Source organism: Marinobacterium sp. xm-m-312, assembly GCF_013283295.1.
In the GTDB taxonomy this organism is placed as follows: domain Bacteria; phylum Pseudomonadota; class Gammaproteobacteria; order Pseudomonadales; family Balneatricaceae; genus Marinobacterium_E.
Map to the genome: position 1 here is coordinate 102,792 of NZ_WBYS01000002.1, position 15,555 is coordinate 118,346.

Annotated in this window: 13 protein-coding genes; 3 read left to right on the forward strand and 10 right to left on the reverse strand. The window is 50.3% G+C overall.

The annotated features are described in order from the left end of the window. Nucleotides 1-53: 53 nt before the first annotated feature. From XMM312_RS03130 to XMM312_RS03140, 3 genes are read left to right on the forward strand one after another with little or no spacing between them, the layout of a single operon-like run. Nucleotides 54-863 carry a symmetrical bis(5'-nucleosyl)-tetraphosphatase gene (locus XMM312_RS03130; protein ID WP_173481267.1) on the forward strand — a complete coding sequence of 270 codons (810 nt, stop codon included), beginning with the start codon at nucleotides 54-56 and terminating at the stop codon, nucleotides 861-863. A gap of 19 nt (nucleotides 864-882) precedes the next feature. Further along, complete coding sequence (gene glpE, locus XMM312_RS03135) at nucleotides 883-1,203, forward strand: thiosulfate sulfurtransferase GlpE (RefSeq protein ID WP_173481268.1); 321 nt, start codon at nucleotides 883-885, stop codon at nucleotides 1,201-1,203. 2 nt (nucleotides 1,204-1,205) lie between these two features. Beyond that, complete coding sequence (locus XMM312_RS03140) at nucleotides 1,206-2,297, forward strand: hypothetical protein (protein ID WP_173481269.1); 1,092 nt, start codon at nucleotides 1,206-1,208, stop codon at nucleotides 2,295-2,297. Between the two features lie 91 nt (nucleotides 2,298-2,388). On the opposite strand, the gene secA is transcribed toward XMM312_RS03140, so the two are convergent. The 10 genes from secA to mraY all read right to left on the reverse strand — a co-directional run bounded on the left by secA (nucleotide 2,389) and on the right by mraY (nucleotide 15,555). Then, nucleotides 2,389-5,133, reverse strand: a complete 2,745-nt coding sequence (gene secA / locus XMM312_RS03145) for a preprotein translocase subunit SecA (RefSeq protein ID WP_173488692.1) — start codon at nucleotides 5,131-5,133, stop codon at nucleotides 2,389-2,391. 150 nt (nucleotides 5,134-5,283) lie between these two features. Beyond that, nucleotides 5,284-6,198 carry a UDP-3-O-acyl-N-acetylglucosamine deacetylase gene (lpxC, locus tag XMM312_RS03150; RefSeq protein ID WP_173481271.1) on the reverse strand — a complete coding sequence of 305 codons (915 nt, stop codon included), beginning with the start codon at nucleotides 6,196-6,198 and terminating at the stop codon, nucleotides 5,284-5,286. Between the two features lie 100 nt (nucleotides 6,199-6,298). Next, nucleotides 6,299-7,450 (reverse strand): cell division protein FtsZ, encoded by a 1,152-nt coding sequence (ftsZ, locus tag XMM312_RS03155; RefSeq protein WP_173481272.1) that lies wholly within the window; start codon nucleotides 7,448-7,450, stop codon nucleotides 6,299-6,301. Between the two features lie 93 nt (nucleotides 7,451-7,543). Then, a complete protein-coding gene (locus tag XMM312_RS03160; protein ID WP_371731456.1) occupies nucleotides 7,544-8,401 on the reverse strand; it encodes a cell division protein FtsQ/DivIB in 858 nt (285 codons plus the stop codon). A gap of 2 nt (nucleotides 8,402-8,403) precedes the next feature. After that, complete coding sequence (locus XMM312_RS03165) at nucleotides 8,404-9,354, reverse strand: D-alanine--D-alanine ligase (RefSeq protein ID WP_173484340.1); 951 nt, start codon at nucleotides 9,352-9,354, stop codon at nucleotides 8,404-8,406. A 5-nt stretch (nucleotides 9,355-9,359) separates the two neighbouring features. Further along, nucleotides 9,360-10,793, reverse strand: coding sequence for a UDP-N-acetylmuramate--L-alanine ligase (murC, locus tag XMM312_RS03170; RefSeq protein ID WP_173488693.1), 1,434 nt, complete (start codon nucleotides 10,791-10,793; stop codon nucleotides 9,360-9,362). Continuing rightward, a complete protein-coding gene (gene murG / locus XMM312_RS03175) occupies nucleotides 10,790-11,869 on the reverse strand; it encodes an undecaprenyldiphospho-muramoylpentapeptide beta-N-acetylglucosaminyltransferase (RefSeq protein ID WP_173488694.1) in 1,080 nt (359 codons plus the stop codon). Before murG ends, murC begins: the two co-directional genes overlap by 4 nt. Then, nucleotides 11,856-13,112: a putative lipid II flippase FtsW gene (ftsW, locus tag XMM312_RS03180; protein ID WP_173488695.1), complete on the reverse strand. Its 1,257-nt coding sequence runs from the start codon at nucleotides 13,110-13,112 to the stop codon at nucleotides 11,856-11,858. Before ftsW ends, murG begins: the two co-directional genes overlap by 14 nt. Continuing rightward, nucleotides 13,103-14,464, reverse strand: a complete 1,362-nt coding sequence (murD, locus tag XMM312_RS03185; protein ID WP_173488696.1) for a UDP-N-acetylmuramoyl-L-alanine--D-glutamate ligase — start codon at nucleotides 14,462-14,464, stop codon at nucleotides 13,103-13,105. Before murD ends, ftsW begins: the two co-directional genes overlap by 10 nt. Nucleotides 14,465-14,472: 8 nt before the next feature. Then, nucleotides 14,473-15,555, reverse strand: coding sequence for a phospho-N-acetylmuramoyl-pentapeptide-transferase (mraY, locus tag XMM312_RS03190; RefSeq protein WP_173481278.1), 1,083 nt, complete (start codon nucleotides 15,553-15,555; stop codon nucleotides 14,473-14,475).

Consider the following 15,555-nt stretch of genomic DNA (forward strand, 5'->3'; position numbering starts at 1 on the left):
GAATTCCTATATGCTATGGCCTTTCAGCCTAACTAAGCGGTTTTAACAACGCAATGTCGACCTATGCCATCGGAGATATTCAAGGGTGCTATCGAACACTGATCGCCCTACTTGATTCACTCCAATTCAGTGAAGATGACCAGCTATGGATTGCTGGCGATCTGGTTAATCGAGGTCCTGACTCCTTAGAGGTTTTGCGATTTATAAAATCACTTGGACCTCGCGCGCGCATTGTTCTTGGCAATCATGACCTGCACCTGTTAGCACTTGCCTCAGGTGTCGATCGAAAGGTAGGAAAAACATTAAAACCGATCATGCAGGCGCAAGATCGCAATGAGTTACTGAGTTGGCTTATACAACAACCACTGATTCAACGCTGCGACGCCTTAGGCTATGTGATGACCCATGCAGGCATTCCCCACATCTGGTCCTTAGAACAAGCTGAGCAACTGGCGAAAGAGGTGACTGATTGCTTAAACAGCACCCTGTCCGTCCACTATTTCGAACAGATGTATGGCAATAAACCCGCCAAATGGAAAGATGAGATCATTGGCTTCGATCGATTGCGAACGATCACTAACTACTTCACCCGCATGCGCTATATTAAACCCTCTGGTAAATTGGACTTTGACGCAAACGGTGGATTAGACGAACAGCCTGAGGGTTTCCTCCCCTGGTTTGAACTACCGACACAGGTCAGTTCTCACAAACAGATTACCGGTCACTGGGCGGCATTAGGGCTGCGAGTGGCACCCAATCATTACGCTCTCGACACCGGATGTGTTTGGGGCGGAGAGTTAACGGCTTTGAGACTAGAGGATGGATCGATCTTCTCGATCTCAAGCCAAGAGTTAAATCGTTAAGAATGACTAAGGATACTAAATGAATCAATTTAAACACGTCGTTGCAAAAGATGCCCTAGAACTCATTGAGAAAGGCGCCGTTGTAGCCGACATTCGTGATGGACAGAGCTTTGCCAACAATCACATCAAAGGCGCTGTTAATCTAACCAATGACAACCTACAAGAGTTCATCGATAGCCACGAATTCGATTCGCCCATTCTTGTCTGCTGTTACCACGGTATGAGCAGCCAATCTGCAGCCGCTTTCCTTTGTGAGCGTGGCTTTGAAGAGGTCTACAGCATTGATGGCGGTTTTGAACGCTGGGTATTGGCCTTCCCTGAGCACTGCGAAAAAGGTTAACCATGCAGATCTATCTGGTGGGTGGTGCTGTGCGTGACGAACTACTCGGTCTTGAGGTTAAAGACCGAGATTGGGTCGTCGTCGGTGCCACACCAGAAGCGATGCTTGAAGCGGGTTATAGGCCGGTTGGCAGTGACTTTCCCGTCTTCCTCCATCCTGAAACGCACGAAGAGTATGCCTTAGCCAGAACCGAACGCAAAAGTGGCCGCGGCTACAAAGGGTTCACCTTCCATACTGATCCAAGCGTCACCCTGGATGAGGATCTACTCAGGAGAGACCTGACGATTAATGCGATGGCCAAGAGTGATACTGGCGTCATTACCGACCCATTCAACGGCCAAAAAGATCTAAATGCTCGCCTACTCAGGCACGTCTCTGACGCCTTTTTAGAGGATCCCCTCCGCGTACTTCGTGTGGCCCGTTTCCATGCGCGTTTTGCCCACCTTGGTTTCAAAGTCGCACCTGAGACCCTAGCATTAATGCAGGGTATGAGCGCCTCGGGTGAGCTGGACCATCTGACCACAGAGCGGGTTTGGCAGGAGTTTGAGCGAGCGCTAAATACTAAGACACCCAGTCAGTTCTTAACTACCTTAGCAAAGAGTCATGCCAACTACCTGCTGGCACCACTGGACAGGATTGCGTTGCAGGATTTGCATAGCGTCGATAGTCCACTACTTGAAGCGGCTGAGGAGCGATTTGCTCTGTTGTGCCACCTTGCGAATCTGAGCACCGAGGAGGTTGACGCCTTAGCGCTCAAACTCAAAGTCCCCAACCGTTTCAAATCGCTAGCGATTGCCTTCTCTAGACACTCAGCGACTCTGTCGAATTTCCCAACAGCTGATGCCGAACAAAAACTTCAGTTAATCAACGATCTTAAATTGATCAAGCAACCCACCGCCGCTGAGCCTCTGATCCATATTCACGACGCACTGCAGCAGGATAACCGATTCAACTCTGCTGACTTAGCGACAGCCGTTGAGTCAGTCGCAGCTGTTCAGCCAAAACAGGTGATGGCTGATGGATTCTCGGGTGCCGAGCTAGGATCTGAGTTGCGTCGCAGACAGATTGAGAGATTGTCGACTCTCTCTGCTTAACCCTTCAAAATAACGGCTAGAAAATAACCGATCGAAAGTAACGCGCACAAAAAAGGCCGCTCAATGAGCAGCCTTTAATGATCGATTTTGCTTAAGAGATCTTACCGTGACAGGCTTTGTATTTCTTGCCTGATCCACAAGGACAAGGTTCGTTACGCCCTACTTTACGATCATCACGTTTGAAGGTTGCTGGTTGTTCTTCGCCTTCAATACCGCTATCAGTCTCTTCACCCTGCATTCCCGTCGCAGCATCGTGTTTGAAGTCCATGGCCTGTTTCTCAGCCGCTTCACGACGCTGACGCTCCATCTCTTGAACATCTTCAGGAGCACGCACTTGAACGTGGCTGATGATACGAACAACGTCGGCTTTGATGTTCTCTAGAAGCCCCTGGAACAGTTCAAACGACTCACGTTTGTACTCCTGTTTCGGGTTTTTCTGAGCATAACCACGTAAGTGAATGCCACGACGAAGTAGATCCATCGTCTGCAGGTGCTCTTTCCAAAGCTGGTCCAGCACTTGAAGCATCACTTGCTTCTCGAAATTACGGAAGGATTCGGTTCCGACCAACGCCTCTTTCTGGCGATACACTTCAACGATCTGATCAAGAATGCGTGTGCGCAGTGTCTCTTCGTAGAGGTTATCGTCCTCATCTAGCCACTGCTGAATCGGCATCTCAACGGCAAAGCGTGTTTTGATCTCCTCTTCCAGACCCGGGATATCCCACTGTTCAGAGAGTGACTCAGGTGGAATAAAGGTGCTGATGGTGTCGTTAACCACCTCTTCACGGATCGCATCGATGGTTTCAGAAATATCATCGCTCGACATCAACTCATTGCGCTGATCGTAGATGACGGTACGCTGGTCGTTAGCAACATCATCATACTCAAGAAGCTGCTTACGAATATCGAAGTTTCGGCCTTCCACTTTGCGCTGAGCTTTCTCAATGGCATTGGAGACCATCTTATGCTCAATCGCTTCACCTTTCTCCATACCTAGCGCTTTCATCATGTTACGAACACGATCGGAAGCGAAGATACGCATCAAGTCATCTTCAAGTGACAGGAAGAAACGTGACGAACCTGGGTCACCTTGGCGGCCAGCACGACCACGCAACTGATTATCGATACGACGAGACTCGTGACGCTCAGTACCGATGATGTGTAGACCACCCGCCTCAAGCACCGCTTCATGACGCTTAGACCAATCCGCTTTAGCGGCTTCGATCTGCTCTTCTGTAGCATTTTCACCTAGTGCTTCAAGTTCAACTTCAAGCTTACCGCCAAGCATGATATCGGTACCACGACCGGCCATATTGGTTGCAATGGTGACTGCACCTGGACGACCCGCTTCAGCGATGACACCCGCTTCTCGGTCGTGTTGCTTGGCGTTCAGTACGTTATGTTTGATGCCTGCTTTATCAAGCATCTGCGAAAGAAGTTCAGAAGAGCTGACTGACGCAGTACCCACTAGAATTGGGCGTTGCTGCTCTTGGCAGTGCTTAACCTCTTTAACGATCGCTTCGAACTTATCTTCGATCGACAAGTAGACCAGATCGTTGTAATCGATACGTTGAATCGGACGGTTAGTCGGAATCACCACTACGTCCAGACCATAAATTTGACGTAACTCGAACGCTTCTGTATCCGCTGTACCGGTCATACCCGATAGCTTGTTGTAGAGACGGAAGTAGTTCTGGAAGGTGGTCGACGCCAAGGTTTGGCTCTCCATCTGGATCTCAACACCCTCTTTCGCTTCAACAGCTTGGTGAAGACCTTCTGACCAACGACGGCCCGCCATGATACGACCAGTATGCTCATCGACGATGACAACCTGACCACCCTGAACGATGTAGTCACGATCTTTAACAAACAGATGGTGTGCGCGAAGTGCCGCTAGGACATGGTGCAATAGAGTTAGGTTCTGCGGAGCATAGAGACTATCGCCTTCCGCAAGAAGACCCGCTTCGATCAACATGCCTTCAACTTTTTCATGACCCGCTTCGGTCAACTCAACGGTACGGTTCTTCTCATCAACGTGGAAATCTTCATTGATTACCTGCGTCTCATCTTTGACATCAATCTCACCTTCAAATTGAGTCAGATGTGGAATCAGTGTGTTGATCGCTTTGTAGGTTTCTGAACTGTCTTCAGCAGGACCTGAGATGATCAACGGGGTACGTGCTTCATCGATCAGAATCGAGTCCACCTCATCGACCACGGCAAAGTTGAAATCACGCTGAACCTTATCGGTCAGGTTGAACGCCATGTTGTCACGAAGGTAGTCGAAGCCAAATTCATTATTGGTACCGTAGGTGATATCACAGGCATAGGCGGCGCGTTTGGTCTCACCATCCTGACCTGATACAACGACACCCACTGATAGACCCAGTGCTTCATAGAGTGGACGCATCCACTCAGCATCACGACTTGCCAGGTAGTCGTTGACGGTTACGACGTGAACACCTTTGGCAGAGATTGCGTTTAGATAGACCGCAAGCGTCGCAACTAGGGTTTTACCTTCACCGGTACGCATCTCAGCCACTTTGCCATCATGCAGTGTCATACCACCGATCAACTGTACGTCGAAGTGGCGCATACCCATCACGCGCTTTGACGCTTCACGACAGTTGGCAAAGGCTTCAGGTAGGAGCTTATCTAGAGACTCTCCCTGTTCGAGTCGCTCTCTAAATTGAGCCGTTTTCTCTTTGATCCCCTCGTCACTGAGTGATTCAAACTCGGGTTCTAGTTCGTTAATTTGTTTAACGATGCGGCCCATACGTTTAAGTTCACGATCGTTTTTACTGCCGAAAATTTTAGAGAGGAAAGAGGTAAGCATGATTGGGTCAACTAGTGAGTCATTATTAATTAAGTTTTTTATGGGGGCACTCAGCCTAAAAACAACCTTTTACTGAGTAAACCCTTAGCTATTTTGCAAAAAAATAGGGCCGATCTAAGTCGGCCCTGTTTTATAACATGTTTTGCTCAATCAGACAGCCGCTGCTGGACGCTGATATGATATGGGGGCTTTGTGATCGTCAGTTTCGAAGGTCACCACTTCCCATGCAGATTCATCTTCTAGAAGCGTACGTAGCAGACGGTTATTCAGGAAGTGACCTGATTTATCACCGTAGAACTCACCGATCAAGCTCTTACCGAGTAGGTAGAGATCACCGACTGCATCAAGAATTTTGTGTTTAACGAACTCATCTTCGTAACGAAGGCCATCTTCATTGAGGATACGGTAGTCATCAACAACAATTGCGTTATCAAAGCTGCCACCCAACGCCAAGTTTTGAGAACGTAGGTATTCGATATCACGCATAAAACCAAAAGTACGCGCACGTGCTACCTCTTTAACAAAGGAGGTGCTCGAAAAATCGAGGGCAGCATGCTGAGTACGGTTTTCAAATACTGGGTGATCGAACTCAATCTGAAAACCGACTTTGAATCCATTGAACGGAAGGAATTTAGCAATCTTACCTTCGTGTTCAACCTGAACCTCTTTAAGGATACGGATGAACTGTTTAGGCGCGTTCTGCTCTTCAATACCGGCAGACTGAACCAAGAAAACAAAAGGAGCGGCACTGCCATCCATAATCGGGACTTCTTCAGCACTCAGCTCGATGTAGGCATTATCGATACCCAGACCCGCCAGAGCAGATAAAAGGTGCTCGATCGTCGCAACACGAGCGCCACCCATAGAGATGTTGGTTGACAGCGTGGTGTCAGAGACATTGTGCGCAACAGCAGGGATTTCAACCACGGGATCAAGATCCACACGACGGAAGATAATACCCGTATTAACAGGGGCTGGGCGCAAGGTCAGGTAGACTTTTTGACCTGAATGCAGGCCGATACCTGTCGCTTTAATGCTGTTTTTGAGTGTGCGCTGTTTAATCATCCGCGGGGGCAACCAATCCAGTTATGACGTATTAACAGCACATCATAAAGGAAAGCCACCCCGCTTCCTAGCGTTTACTCAAAAAATATTCAGGTTCCGTTCAGCGACGAAGATAGGTCGGAACATCAAAGTAATCGAGATCCGCGTAAGGATCTTCAGGCTCCGGCTTATCCAGCAGTGCTTCAATATTAGTTCGTTTCAGAATCTCAGGAAGCTCGAACGTATTGATGTCCAATTTCGCTTTAGGCTCTCTGTTTTCAACAACCAACACAGGTTCCGGTATAACGTTCTGCTGAGTAGAACTTAACCCTGTTGCTACAACCGTAACCTTAATTTCGTCTCCCAGAGTTTCATCGACTACCGTGCCGACCACGATAGTGGCATCTTCAGCGGCGTACTCTGCAACCAGATCGCCCACTTCCGAAAACTCACCCAGGCTTAGATCTTTCCCTGCCGCTACATTGACCAAGACACCCTTAGCCCCTTTAAGATCAACCCCTTCTAAAAGAGGACTTTGAACCGCCTGCTCTGTCGCAATTCGAGCACGCTCATCACCTAATGCCCGGCCAGTGCCCATCATCGACATGCCCATCTCTGTCATCACAGTACGCACATCGGCAAAGTCGACATTGATCATGCCTGGACGAGTGATTAGATCAGAGATGCCCTCGACCGCCCCTTTAAGAACATTATTGGCTTCCGCAAAGGCTTTAATCAACGTCACCTTACTACCAAGCGCGCTCATCAACTTCTCGTTGGGAATTATAATCAACGAGTCAACCGCCTCTTTAAGCTCAGAGATACCCTGATCCGCAATACGCATTCTGCTCTTGCCTTCAAACTTAAACGGCTTAGTCACGACCGCAACCGTCAGCGCACCCAATTCACGTGCAACCTCGGCAACCACTGGCGCTGCCCCGGTACCTGTACCACCGCCCATGCCGGCCGTAATGAACACCATATCGGCACCCGCCAACTGTTCAGCAATCGCAGCTCGACTCTCTTGAGCCGCGGCACGCCCAACCTCTGGATTAGCACCCGCGCCAAGACCATTGGTCGTTTCGCGACCAATGTGCAGCGCCTCACTTAAAGTAATATCACTCAACGCCTGGGCATCAGTATTCACACAGATAAACTGAACCCCATCCATGGCTTGTGTACGCATATGAGCAACCGCGTTACCGCCGCCACCCCCGACGCCGACCACTTTGATCTTTGCGCCTTCTGCAGCCTGATCAATTAACTGAAACATCTTCTCTCCCCCTTTCAACTCTATTCCCCAATAGAGATGAAGCATTTAAATACTCACGCTCAAATTCTGCTGATTGAGTCGTGAAAACCTGTTTTAGGAACGCTTGGTTCCTGAACCCTTTTTCCATTTAACCGCCACACCATTGGTGTAACGGATATCAACCTCTTCAATTGACTCTTGCTGCTTAATCAGCTGCGTTTCATAGACCTGTATGAAGCGCCTTAGTCTGGGCATCAGGTCATCACGACCTGCGACCACTTTGATTCCATTATTGAGATGCAGTGTCCAAGCACCTCGAGACTCCAACTCCAGTCCAGCCAAGGTAATACCCGATCGAATAAACAGTGAGTTTAGATCCCTAAACTGCTGCATAATTCGAACCGTCTCGTGGGACGGTCCTGACAACTCGGGCAGGGCTTGATAAGCATCGACCCTCTCTGGCCAGAAGATGTCACCCTGGTGATTCAATAAGCCTCGATTTCCCCAACGTGCAACAGGAACCTCTTCAATCAACTTCACTTGTAAAGCCGGTGGCCAAGCTCGGCGCACCTCAACTTCATTGATCCATGGCTCCTCAACAAGTCGCTCTTGAATGGCGCCAAGGTCGAGCTCCAAAATGCGTCCATTGATACCCGCTGCTACCTGATTCGCGATGACAGTTTTATCGATGTGACGGGTTGCTCCATCGACAACAACGGTCTCTACAGGACGATTCAACCACTGGGTATACTCGCGAACCGCTGTGAATATCAGTGACAGCAAAATCCCGCAGATGGTCAGTACCAACACCGGCTTCCAGATCCAATCCGACTCATTTGCCACCTCGGACTCAACCAAACGATCAGCTCGCTCAAAGAGGATCTCCGCCTCTTGCGCAGCTGACTGTTGAGTCTCAACGATCTCAGCCACTTGAGTGGGGATCGTTTTTTTCCAAGGTAGGCTGAAGGCCACGACTATCGAGCCTCCATCACAATTTCGACACAGAGTTCACTAAAACTAATTCCGGCCTGTTTTGCCGCCATAGGCACCAGACTGTGATCGGTCATACCCGGTGTGGTATTTACCTCTAACAACTGAAACTGACCCGCTTGATCCATCATCAAATCCACGCGCCCCCAACCACTACAACCGACTACATGGAAAGCCTGCTCAACCAGACCTTGCATCTCTTCGATCTGCTCGTTGTCCAGGCCGGTATCAAACAGGTATTGAGTGTCATTCGCTTGGTACTTAGCATCGAAGTCGTAAAACTCATGGGGTGTCACAAGGCGAATAATGGGCAGTGCACGGCCATTTAGAATTGCGACGGTGAACTCAGGACCATTGACCCACTGTTCGGCGATCACTCGGCTATCAAACTGAGCCGCCACAGCATAAGCATCACGTAACTCTTGAGCGCTGCTGACACGACTCATGCCAATACTCGACCCCTCATTAGCGGGTTTCACCATCAGAGGCAGTCCGAGATCCTCAACGATCTGATCAAAGTCACTGCTTGGGCAAAGCGACGCATAGGCTGGAGTGGGTAGACCGGCACCTAACCAGAGCTGCTTGGTGCGCATCTTATCCATTCCCACCGCAGAGGCTGCGACGCCGCTGCCGGTGTAAGGCTTATTAATCAGTTCAAGAGCGCCTTGTAGCTGGCCATCTTCTCCACCAGGCCCGTGGACAATCAGAAACGCGCGATCAAATTCGGTTTCGACTAATTGAGTTAATGGGTTCTGTCCATTACCTGTCAAATCCAGTGCGAACGCATCGACACCGGCACTCTGCAGCGCCGCTAATACCGCATTACCACTGTTCAGAGATACCTGACGTTCTGACGCATTGCCACCCATGATAACGGCGACACGACCTAGGCTTTGCAGCTCTTGTTTGGAGTATTTAGTAATCGATTCAGCCATCAGACTTAGACCTCACCCCAGTGTTCACGTAGCTGGTGAGCCAGCGTTGTGATGTTCCCTGCACCCTGAGTCAGAAGCAGATCACCCGGTTGCAGAACCTCTTTCAACATCTCGGCTATGTGCTCATTTGATTCAACAAAAATGGGCTCTTTGCCACGTTGACGCAGAGAACGGCAGAGGGAACGTGTGTCCGCGCCTGGAATCGCCTCCTCACCGGCTGCATAGACCTCAAGCAGCAGTAGCTGATCGGGACGTTGCAACACCTGAACAAAATCTTCATAGAGATCACGCGTACGTGTGTAGCGGTGAGGCTGATAGACCATCACTAAGCGACGACCCGGCCAGCCCTCTTCGACCGCACTGATCACCGCTTGAACCTCACGTGGGTGATGACCATAATCATCGACCAGTGTCACGCTACCACTCTCTAGTGGCAGCTCACCCAACACCTGGAAACGACGTCCGACGCCTTCGAACTTCTCCAATGCTCGACAGATCGCGGCATCGTCGATCTCTTCATCCGTTGCAACGGCAATCGCCGCGAGTGCGTTCAACACGTTGTGGCGTCCTGGCATATTTAGACAGACCGAAAGATCACTTAGTCCACCTGGACGTCTCACCTTAAAACGGCTCTGCAGTCCATTCTGCTCTAGGTCATAGGCTTGGAAGTCTGCATCCTCGGAGAAGCCATAACTAAGCATGGGTCGCCCAACCTCTGGCATCAATTCGCGCACGACGGGATCATCGATACACATAACGGCCAGTCCGTAAAATGGGAGATTCTGCAGAAAACGGATAAAGGTCTGCTTCAACTTGCCGAAGTCACCGTCGTAGGTATCCATATGATCGGCATCGATGTTGGTGACAATCGCCACCATCGGCTGCAGGTGCAGGAATGAGGCATCAGACTCATCCGCTTCAGCGACTAAGTAACGACTGCGCCCAAGCTGAGCATTGGTGCCTGCACTGGTTAGACGACCGCCAATTACAAAGGTGGGTGACTGTTGCGCTTCTGCGAGAATAGAGGCAACCAAACTGGTTGTCGTTGTTTTACCGTGTGTGCCTGCCACTGCAATCCCATGGCGGTAGCGCATCAACTCGGCCAACATTTCAGCTCGACGAACCACCGGTATTAATTGCTCTTTGGCGCGAGCAACTTCTGGGTTGGTTTGATCGACTGCTGTTGAGGTGACTAGGACATCTATCCCCTCGACATTCTCAGCCGCATGGCCAATAAAAATGGTCGCGCCGAGTGACTTAAGTCGATTGGTCACTGCCGACTCACGGATATCAGAACCGGAAATAGCATAACCCTGGTTCAATAACACTTCGGCGATGCCACACATACCCACACCACCGATGCCCACAAAGTGGATTCGGTTAATACGGCGCATCTCTGGCACTTCATACTCTTTACGATGTCCGGCTTTTGGGCTCATAGGGCCACCTCCAAACAGATATCAGCGACCTGACGGGTTGCGTCTGGTTTCGCCTGAGAACGCGAAGCGTTAGCCATGGCCAACAGATCGGTTCGAGATTGATGTTGTTTCAGCCATTGAGAGAGTCCCTCGGCTGTTAAATTCTTTTGTGCAATTAGGTCTGCACCCTTAGCGTCAACCAAATACTGAGCGTTTGCTGTTTGATGGTCATCAACCGCATGAGGGAAGGGAATAAATAGAGCAGGCACACCGGCTATAGCAATTTCAGAGACGGTTAATGCCCCCGCTCGGCAGATCACTAAATCGGCCCAGGCATAAGCCTCATCCATGGATTCAATGTAGGGCACGACCTCGGCTTCAACACCGGCATCTGCATAAGCCTGTTGGCAACGTTCAATGTGCGTCGGTCCAGATTGATGCCACAGATTGGGGCGCTCTTGCGATGACAATCTAGCCACAGCTTGAGGTACCAAGTCGTTGATCGCTAATGCACCCAGACTGCCCCCCACTACTAGACAATTGATGGCCCCGCTTCGCCCTGCAAACCGTTCATCAGGCGCTGCAACATCCAAAATAGGGCCACGAATAGGATTACCAACCACTTCACCTTGTGCGCCCGATTTAAAGGCGTTGGGAAAGGCTTGGAGAACACGTTTAGCAAATCGACGAGACTGTGTATTCGTCAATCCAGCGACTGCATTTTGCTCATGAATCACCAGAGGCTTATTAAGTAGCCAAGCGGCTAGGGCTCCAGGCCCCGATGCAAAACCACCCATACCCAAAACGGCATCTGGCTGAACCTGTTTTACTACCTTGAAGGCCTGCCATAGCGCCTTAATCAATTTGAAAGGCGCAGCAATAAGGCTCAGTTTGCCTTTCCCTCTTAGGCCTGAGACGTTAATGGCATGCAACCTAATGCCCGCTTCAGGGACCACTCGATTCTCAATACCACGAACAGAACCTAACCACTCCACCTGGTGACCCTCAGCACGCAACAGATCAGCCACGGCAAGTGCTGGGTAGACATGCCCGCCGGTACCGCCGGCCATAATGAGTAGGCGTTTAGACTGACTCATGAGAGGCCTCCTGTGTCCAGCGTGACCAGAATCGACTCCAACGGCTCTCAACGGGCTTCATACCGAGGCGCTCACGTTTCAGTTCATAATCGACGCGCTGCACGATGGCGATCATCGCCGCACAGATAATCAGTGATGAACCACCGTAACTCATCAGCGGCAGTGTCAGACCTTTGGTTGGCAAGGCGCCCACGTTCACACCGATATTGATCATCGCCTGACCCGCAAGAATGAAGCCGAAACCGTAGGAGATGTAGCTCATAAAAAAGCGTTGCTGCTTCTCAGCCTGGCGACCGATCAAGAAGATTCGAGCGATTAAAACCACATAGAGAACAACAACCGCCATGGCACCGATCAGACCGAGCTCTTCCGCGAAAACTGAATAGACAAAGTCTGTATGGGCTTCGGGTAGGTAGAAGAGTTTTTGTACGCTGTTACCAAGACCGGTTCCAAACCACTCTCCACGACCAAAAGCGATCTGCGCTTGAGAGAGCTGATAGCCAGCACCGTATGGATCCGCCCAAGGATCCGAGAAAGACTGCAGACGTTTCAAACGGTAGGTTTGAGTCAACGCCATCGCACCGACCAACACTCCGACAACGCCAACAACAGTGACTAACTGTAACAGTCGCATTCCACCCAGGAAGATCATGCCCATAACCGTTGCAGTTGTAACAACGATGGCACCGTAATCCGGCTCTAGGTAGAGTGCAAAAACGTAGAACGCCAGTGGAATAGCAGGTTTCACAACCCCTTTCCAAGTCGATCGAACCTCGTGTAGACGGCGCACCAGATAGCCCGCAATAAACATCACCATGCAGACCTTAGCGACCTCTGAGGCCTGAAGATTGAAGCTACCCAGCCCGATCCAACGTTGACTACCATTGACCTCGCGGCCGATGCCAGGCACTAAAACAATCAACAGCAACAACAGCCCCAAGAAGAGCAGCCAGACTGAGAAACGCTCCCATACAGTAATGGGAATTCTCACCAGCAGTGCAACCGCTAACAGCGCTGCCACAACAAATAGGCCGTGCCTGAAAATGAAGAAGAATGGCCCACCAAATTTAGCCGCTGCAACATCCATAGAGGCTGAAGAGATCATGACAAGGCCTGTCAGCATCAGCGCTAGCATACTCATCATCAACAGTGGATCGAAAGGTAGAGTGCCCTGAGGAACACGCAGTTCCGCAGGCAATTTAAAATTCCAAAGCTTACTAAAATGGGAAAGTGTTAATCGCATGACAACACCTCTCTCACGGCCGCCACAAACTGATGACCACGATCTTCAAACCCTGTGAACATATCGAAACTTGCACAAGCTGGGGATAACAGAACCGCATCACCCGACTCTGCTTTAGACTCAGCCAAACGCACTGCGTCCATCAATGAATCAGCAAAACAGGTTGTTTCAAAACCGATCTCATCGGCCATCTGCTGGCGATCTTCCCCGATCAGAATGAGTGATTTTAGGTAGCGCTGGCTAGGTAGTTTTAGGCCTGAGAAATCCTGACCTTTCGCTTGTCCACCCGCGATCAAGATTAATGAGTGTGTGCGTTCTTGCGTCTCTCCAAGACCCACAACGGCAGCCAGTGTAGCGCCAAGATTGGTTCCTTTAGAGTCGTTGAACCAGCTAACACCCTCTCGCTCTGCAATCCACTGACAGCGGTGTTCGAGTCCCGGGAATTGAGACAGGGTCTTTAAAAGGGACGATAGTTCCAGCCCCTGAGATTCGCACAGAGCCAGAGCCGCCAATGCATTCAACTCATTGTGTTCGCCACGCATCTTCATATCGGAAACTGGCATAAGGGCCTCAGCACCTTTTGCTAACCAAGGCTTACCCTCAACCATCAATCGGCCGTACTGATTAAGGTCGGGCGCTCCCAAACCAAAGGAGGTCTGTTTAGTGCTGTTCGGTACTAGAGGTCTTGAAAGAGCATCTTCACGATTAAAAATCGCCTGCTGACAGTGGCGATAGATGCGGTGTTTCGCTGCATGATACCCCTGCATACCGTCATAACGATCCATATGATCAGCCGACATGTTCAATACGGTCGCTGCTGATGCTTTGAGATCATGTGTGGTTTCAAGCTGAAAACTGGAGAGCTCAAGAACATAGAGATCGGCAGCCGGCTTGGCCAATAGATCCAGAACCGGAATACCAATATTGCCGCCAATCTCTGCACGGCATCCGGCATCGACGGCCATCTGCCAAACTAGCGTCGTAACGGTACTTTTACCATTGGAACCGGTAATCGCAATGATCGGAGCCGTTACCTCGCGTGCAAACAGATCAATATCACCGATCAATTTAGCACCCGATGCTATGGCTGCCTGAATCGCAGGCTGATCTTTAGCGACACCTGGACTGATCACTAGCTCATCTGCCTGACTCAGCCATTCACCATTGAGTGGACCGGTTTGCAGCTCAACTTCAGGGTACTGATGACGGAATGCATCAATTGCAGCAGCTGTCTCACGTGTATCACAAGCGGCAAACGGCAGACCACGACTTGCAAAGAAGCGTGCAATGCTCTGGCCAGTTTGACCTAAGCCAATAATGATTCTGCGCTTATCGCTGGTAATCAGTGACACGTTATTTCCTATCGTATTTTCAATGAGGCTAAGCCGATCAACACCAGTACAAAACTGATGATCCAGAAACGGACGATGACTCGTGGCTCAGGCCAACCCTTCAACTCAAAGTGGTGATGGATCGGAGCCATTCTGAAGATGCGACGGCCCGTCAATTTGAACGACGCCACTTGCAGAATGACTGAGACCGTTTCCAGCACAAAAATTCCGCCCATAATGAGTAGTACTAGCTCTTGGCGAACAATAACCGCGACCACACCCAATACAGCGCCTAGCGCGAGCGCACCTACATCACCCATAAAGACCATCGCTGGATAGGTGTTAAACCAGAGGAATCCTAAACCGGCTCCAATAATGGCGCCGAGCAGAATGATCAACTCACCGGCGCCAGGGATGTAAGGGATGTTGAGGTACTCTGCAAACTTAACGTGACCCGTTAGGTAGGCAAAAACCGCCAGTGCACCTGCCACCATAACCGTTGGAAGAATGGCTAAGCCGTCCAAACCATCGGTTAGGTTGACTGCGTTGGAACTTCCGACAATGACAAAATAGGCGAAGGGTATAAAAAGCAGACCCAGTGACAGCGCGGTATCTTTGAAGAACGGAATCAAGAGATCGGTTTCAGCGGGTGTTTCGGCCAACCAAAAGAGCGCCACAGCGGCCGCGGCACCGCCCACGGATTGCCACAGGTATTTCCACTTTGCAGGCAGACCTCGTGAGTCTTTCTCAATGACTTTGCGCCAGTCATCCACCCAACCAACAGCACCAAACACCACCAGAACAAACAGCGTCACCCAAACATAGGGGTTCGTTAAGTCTGACCAGAGTAAGGTACTGGTGATAATCGCTAGAATAATCAGCGCACCGCCCATAGTCGGTGTGCCAGCTTTGCTTAGGTGTGACTCTGGCCCATCGTTGCGAACGGCCTGACCGATCTGTTTTATCTGAAGTTTTCTAATCAGATGCGGCCCCATCCACAGCGCCATAGCGAGGGCCGTTAACACACCCATAATGCCGCGCAGCGTAATGTACTTGAAGACATTGAAGCCACTATAAAACTGAGAAAGGTAATCCGCTAAGTAGACCAACAT

What these genes read in the sequence shown, in the direction of transcription:
- murG (WP_173488694.1), bottom strand. Translation starts at nt 11,869, where the DNA reads ATGAGTCAGTCTAAACGCCTACTCATTATGGCCGGCGGTACCGGCGGG.
- secA (WP_173488692.1), bottom strand. Translation starts at nt 5,133, where the DNA reads ATGCTTACCTCTTTCCTCTCTAAAATTTTCGGCAGTAAAAACGATCGT.
- XMM312_RS03130 (WP_173481267.1), top strand. Translation starts at nt 54, where the DNA reads ATGTCGACCTATGCCATCGGAGATATTCAAGGGTGCTATCGAACACTG.
- lpxC (WP_173481271.1), bottom strand. Translation starts at nt 6,198, where the DNA reads ATGATTAAACAGCGCACACTCAAAAACAGCATTAAAGCGACAGGTATC.
- glpE (WP_173481268.1), top strand. Translation starts at nt 883, where the DNA reads ATGAATCAATTTAAACACGTCGTTGCAAAAGATGCCCTAGAACTCATT.
- mraY (WP_173481278.1), bottom strand. Translation starts at nt 15,555, where the DNA reads ATGTTGGTCTACTTAGCGGATTACCTTTCTCAGTTTTATAGTGGCTTC.
- XMM312_RS03165 (WP_173484340.1), bottom strand. Translation starts at nt 9,354, where the DNA reads ATGGCTGAATCGATTACTAAATACTCCAAACAAGAGCTGCAAAGCCTA.
- ftsZ (WP_173481272.1), bottom strand. Translation starts at nt 7,450, where the DNA reads ATGTTTCAGTTAATTGATCAGGCTGCAGAAGGCGCAAAGATCAAAGTG.
- murC (WP_173488693.1), bottom strand. Translation starts at nt 10,793, where the DNA reads ATGAGCCCAAAAGCCGGACATCGTAAAGAGTATGAAGTGCCAGAGATG.
- ftsW (WP_173488695.1), bottom strand. Translation starts at nt 13,112, where the DNA reads ATGCGATTAACACTTTCCCATTTTAGTAAGCTTTGGAATTTTAAATTG.
- XMM312_RS03140 (WP_173481269.1), top strand. Translation starts at nt 1,206, where the DNA reads ATGCAGATCTATCTGGTGGGTGGTGCTGTGCGTGACGAACTACTCGGT.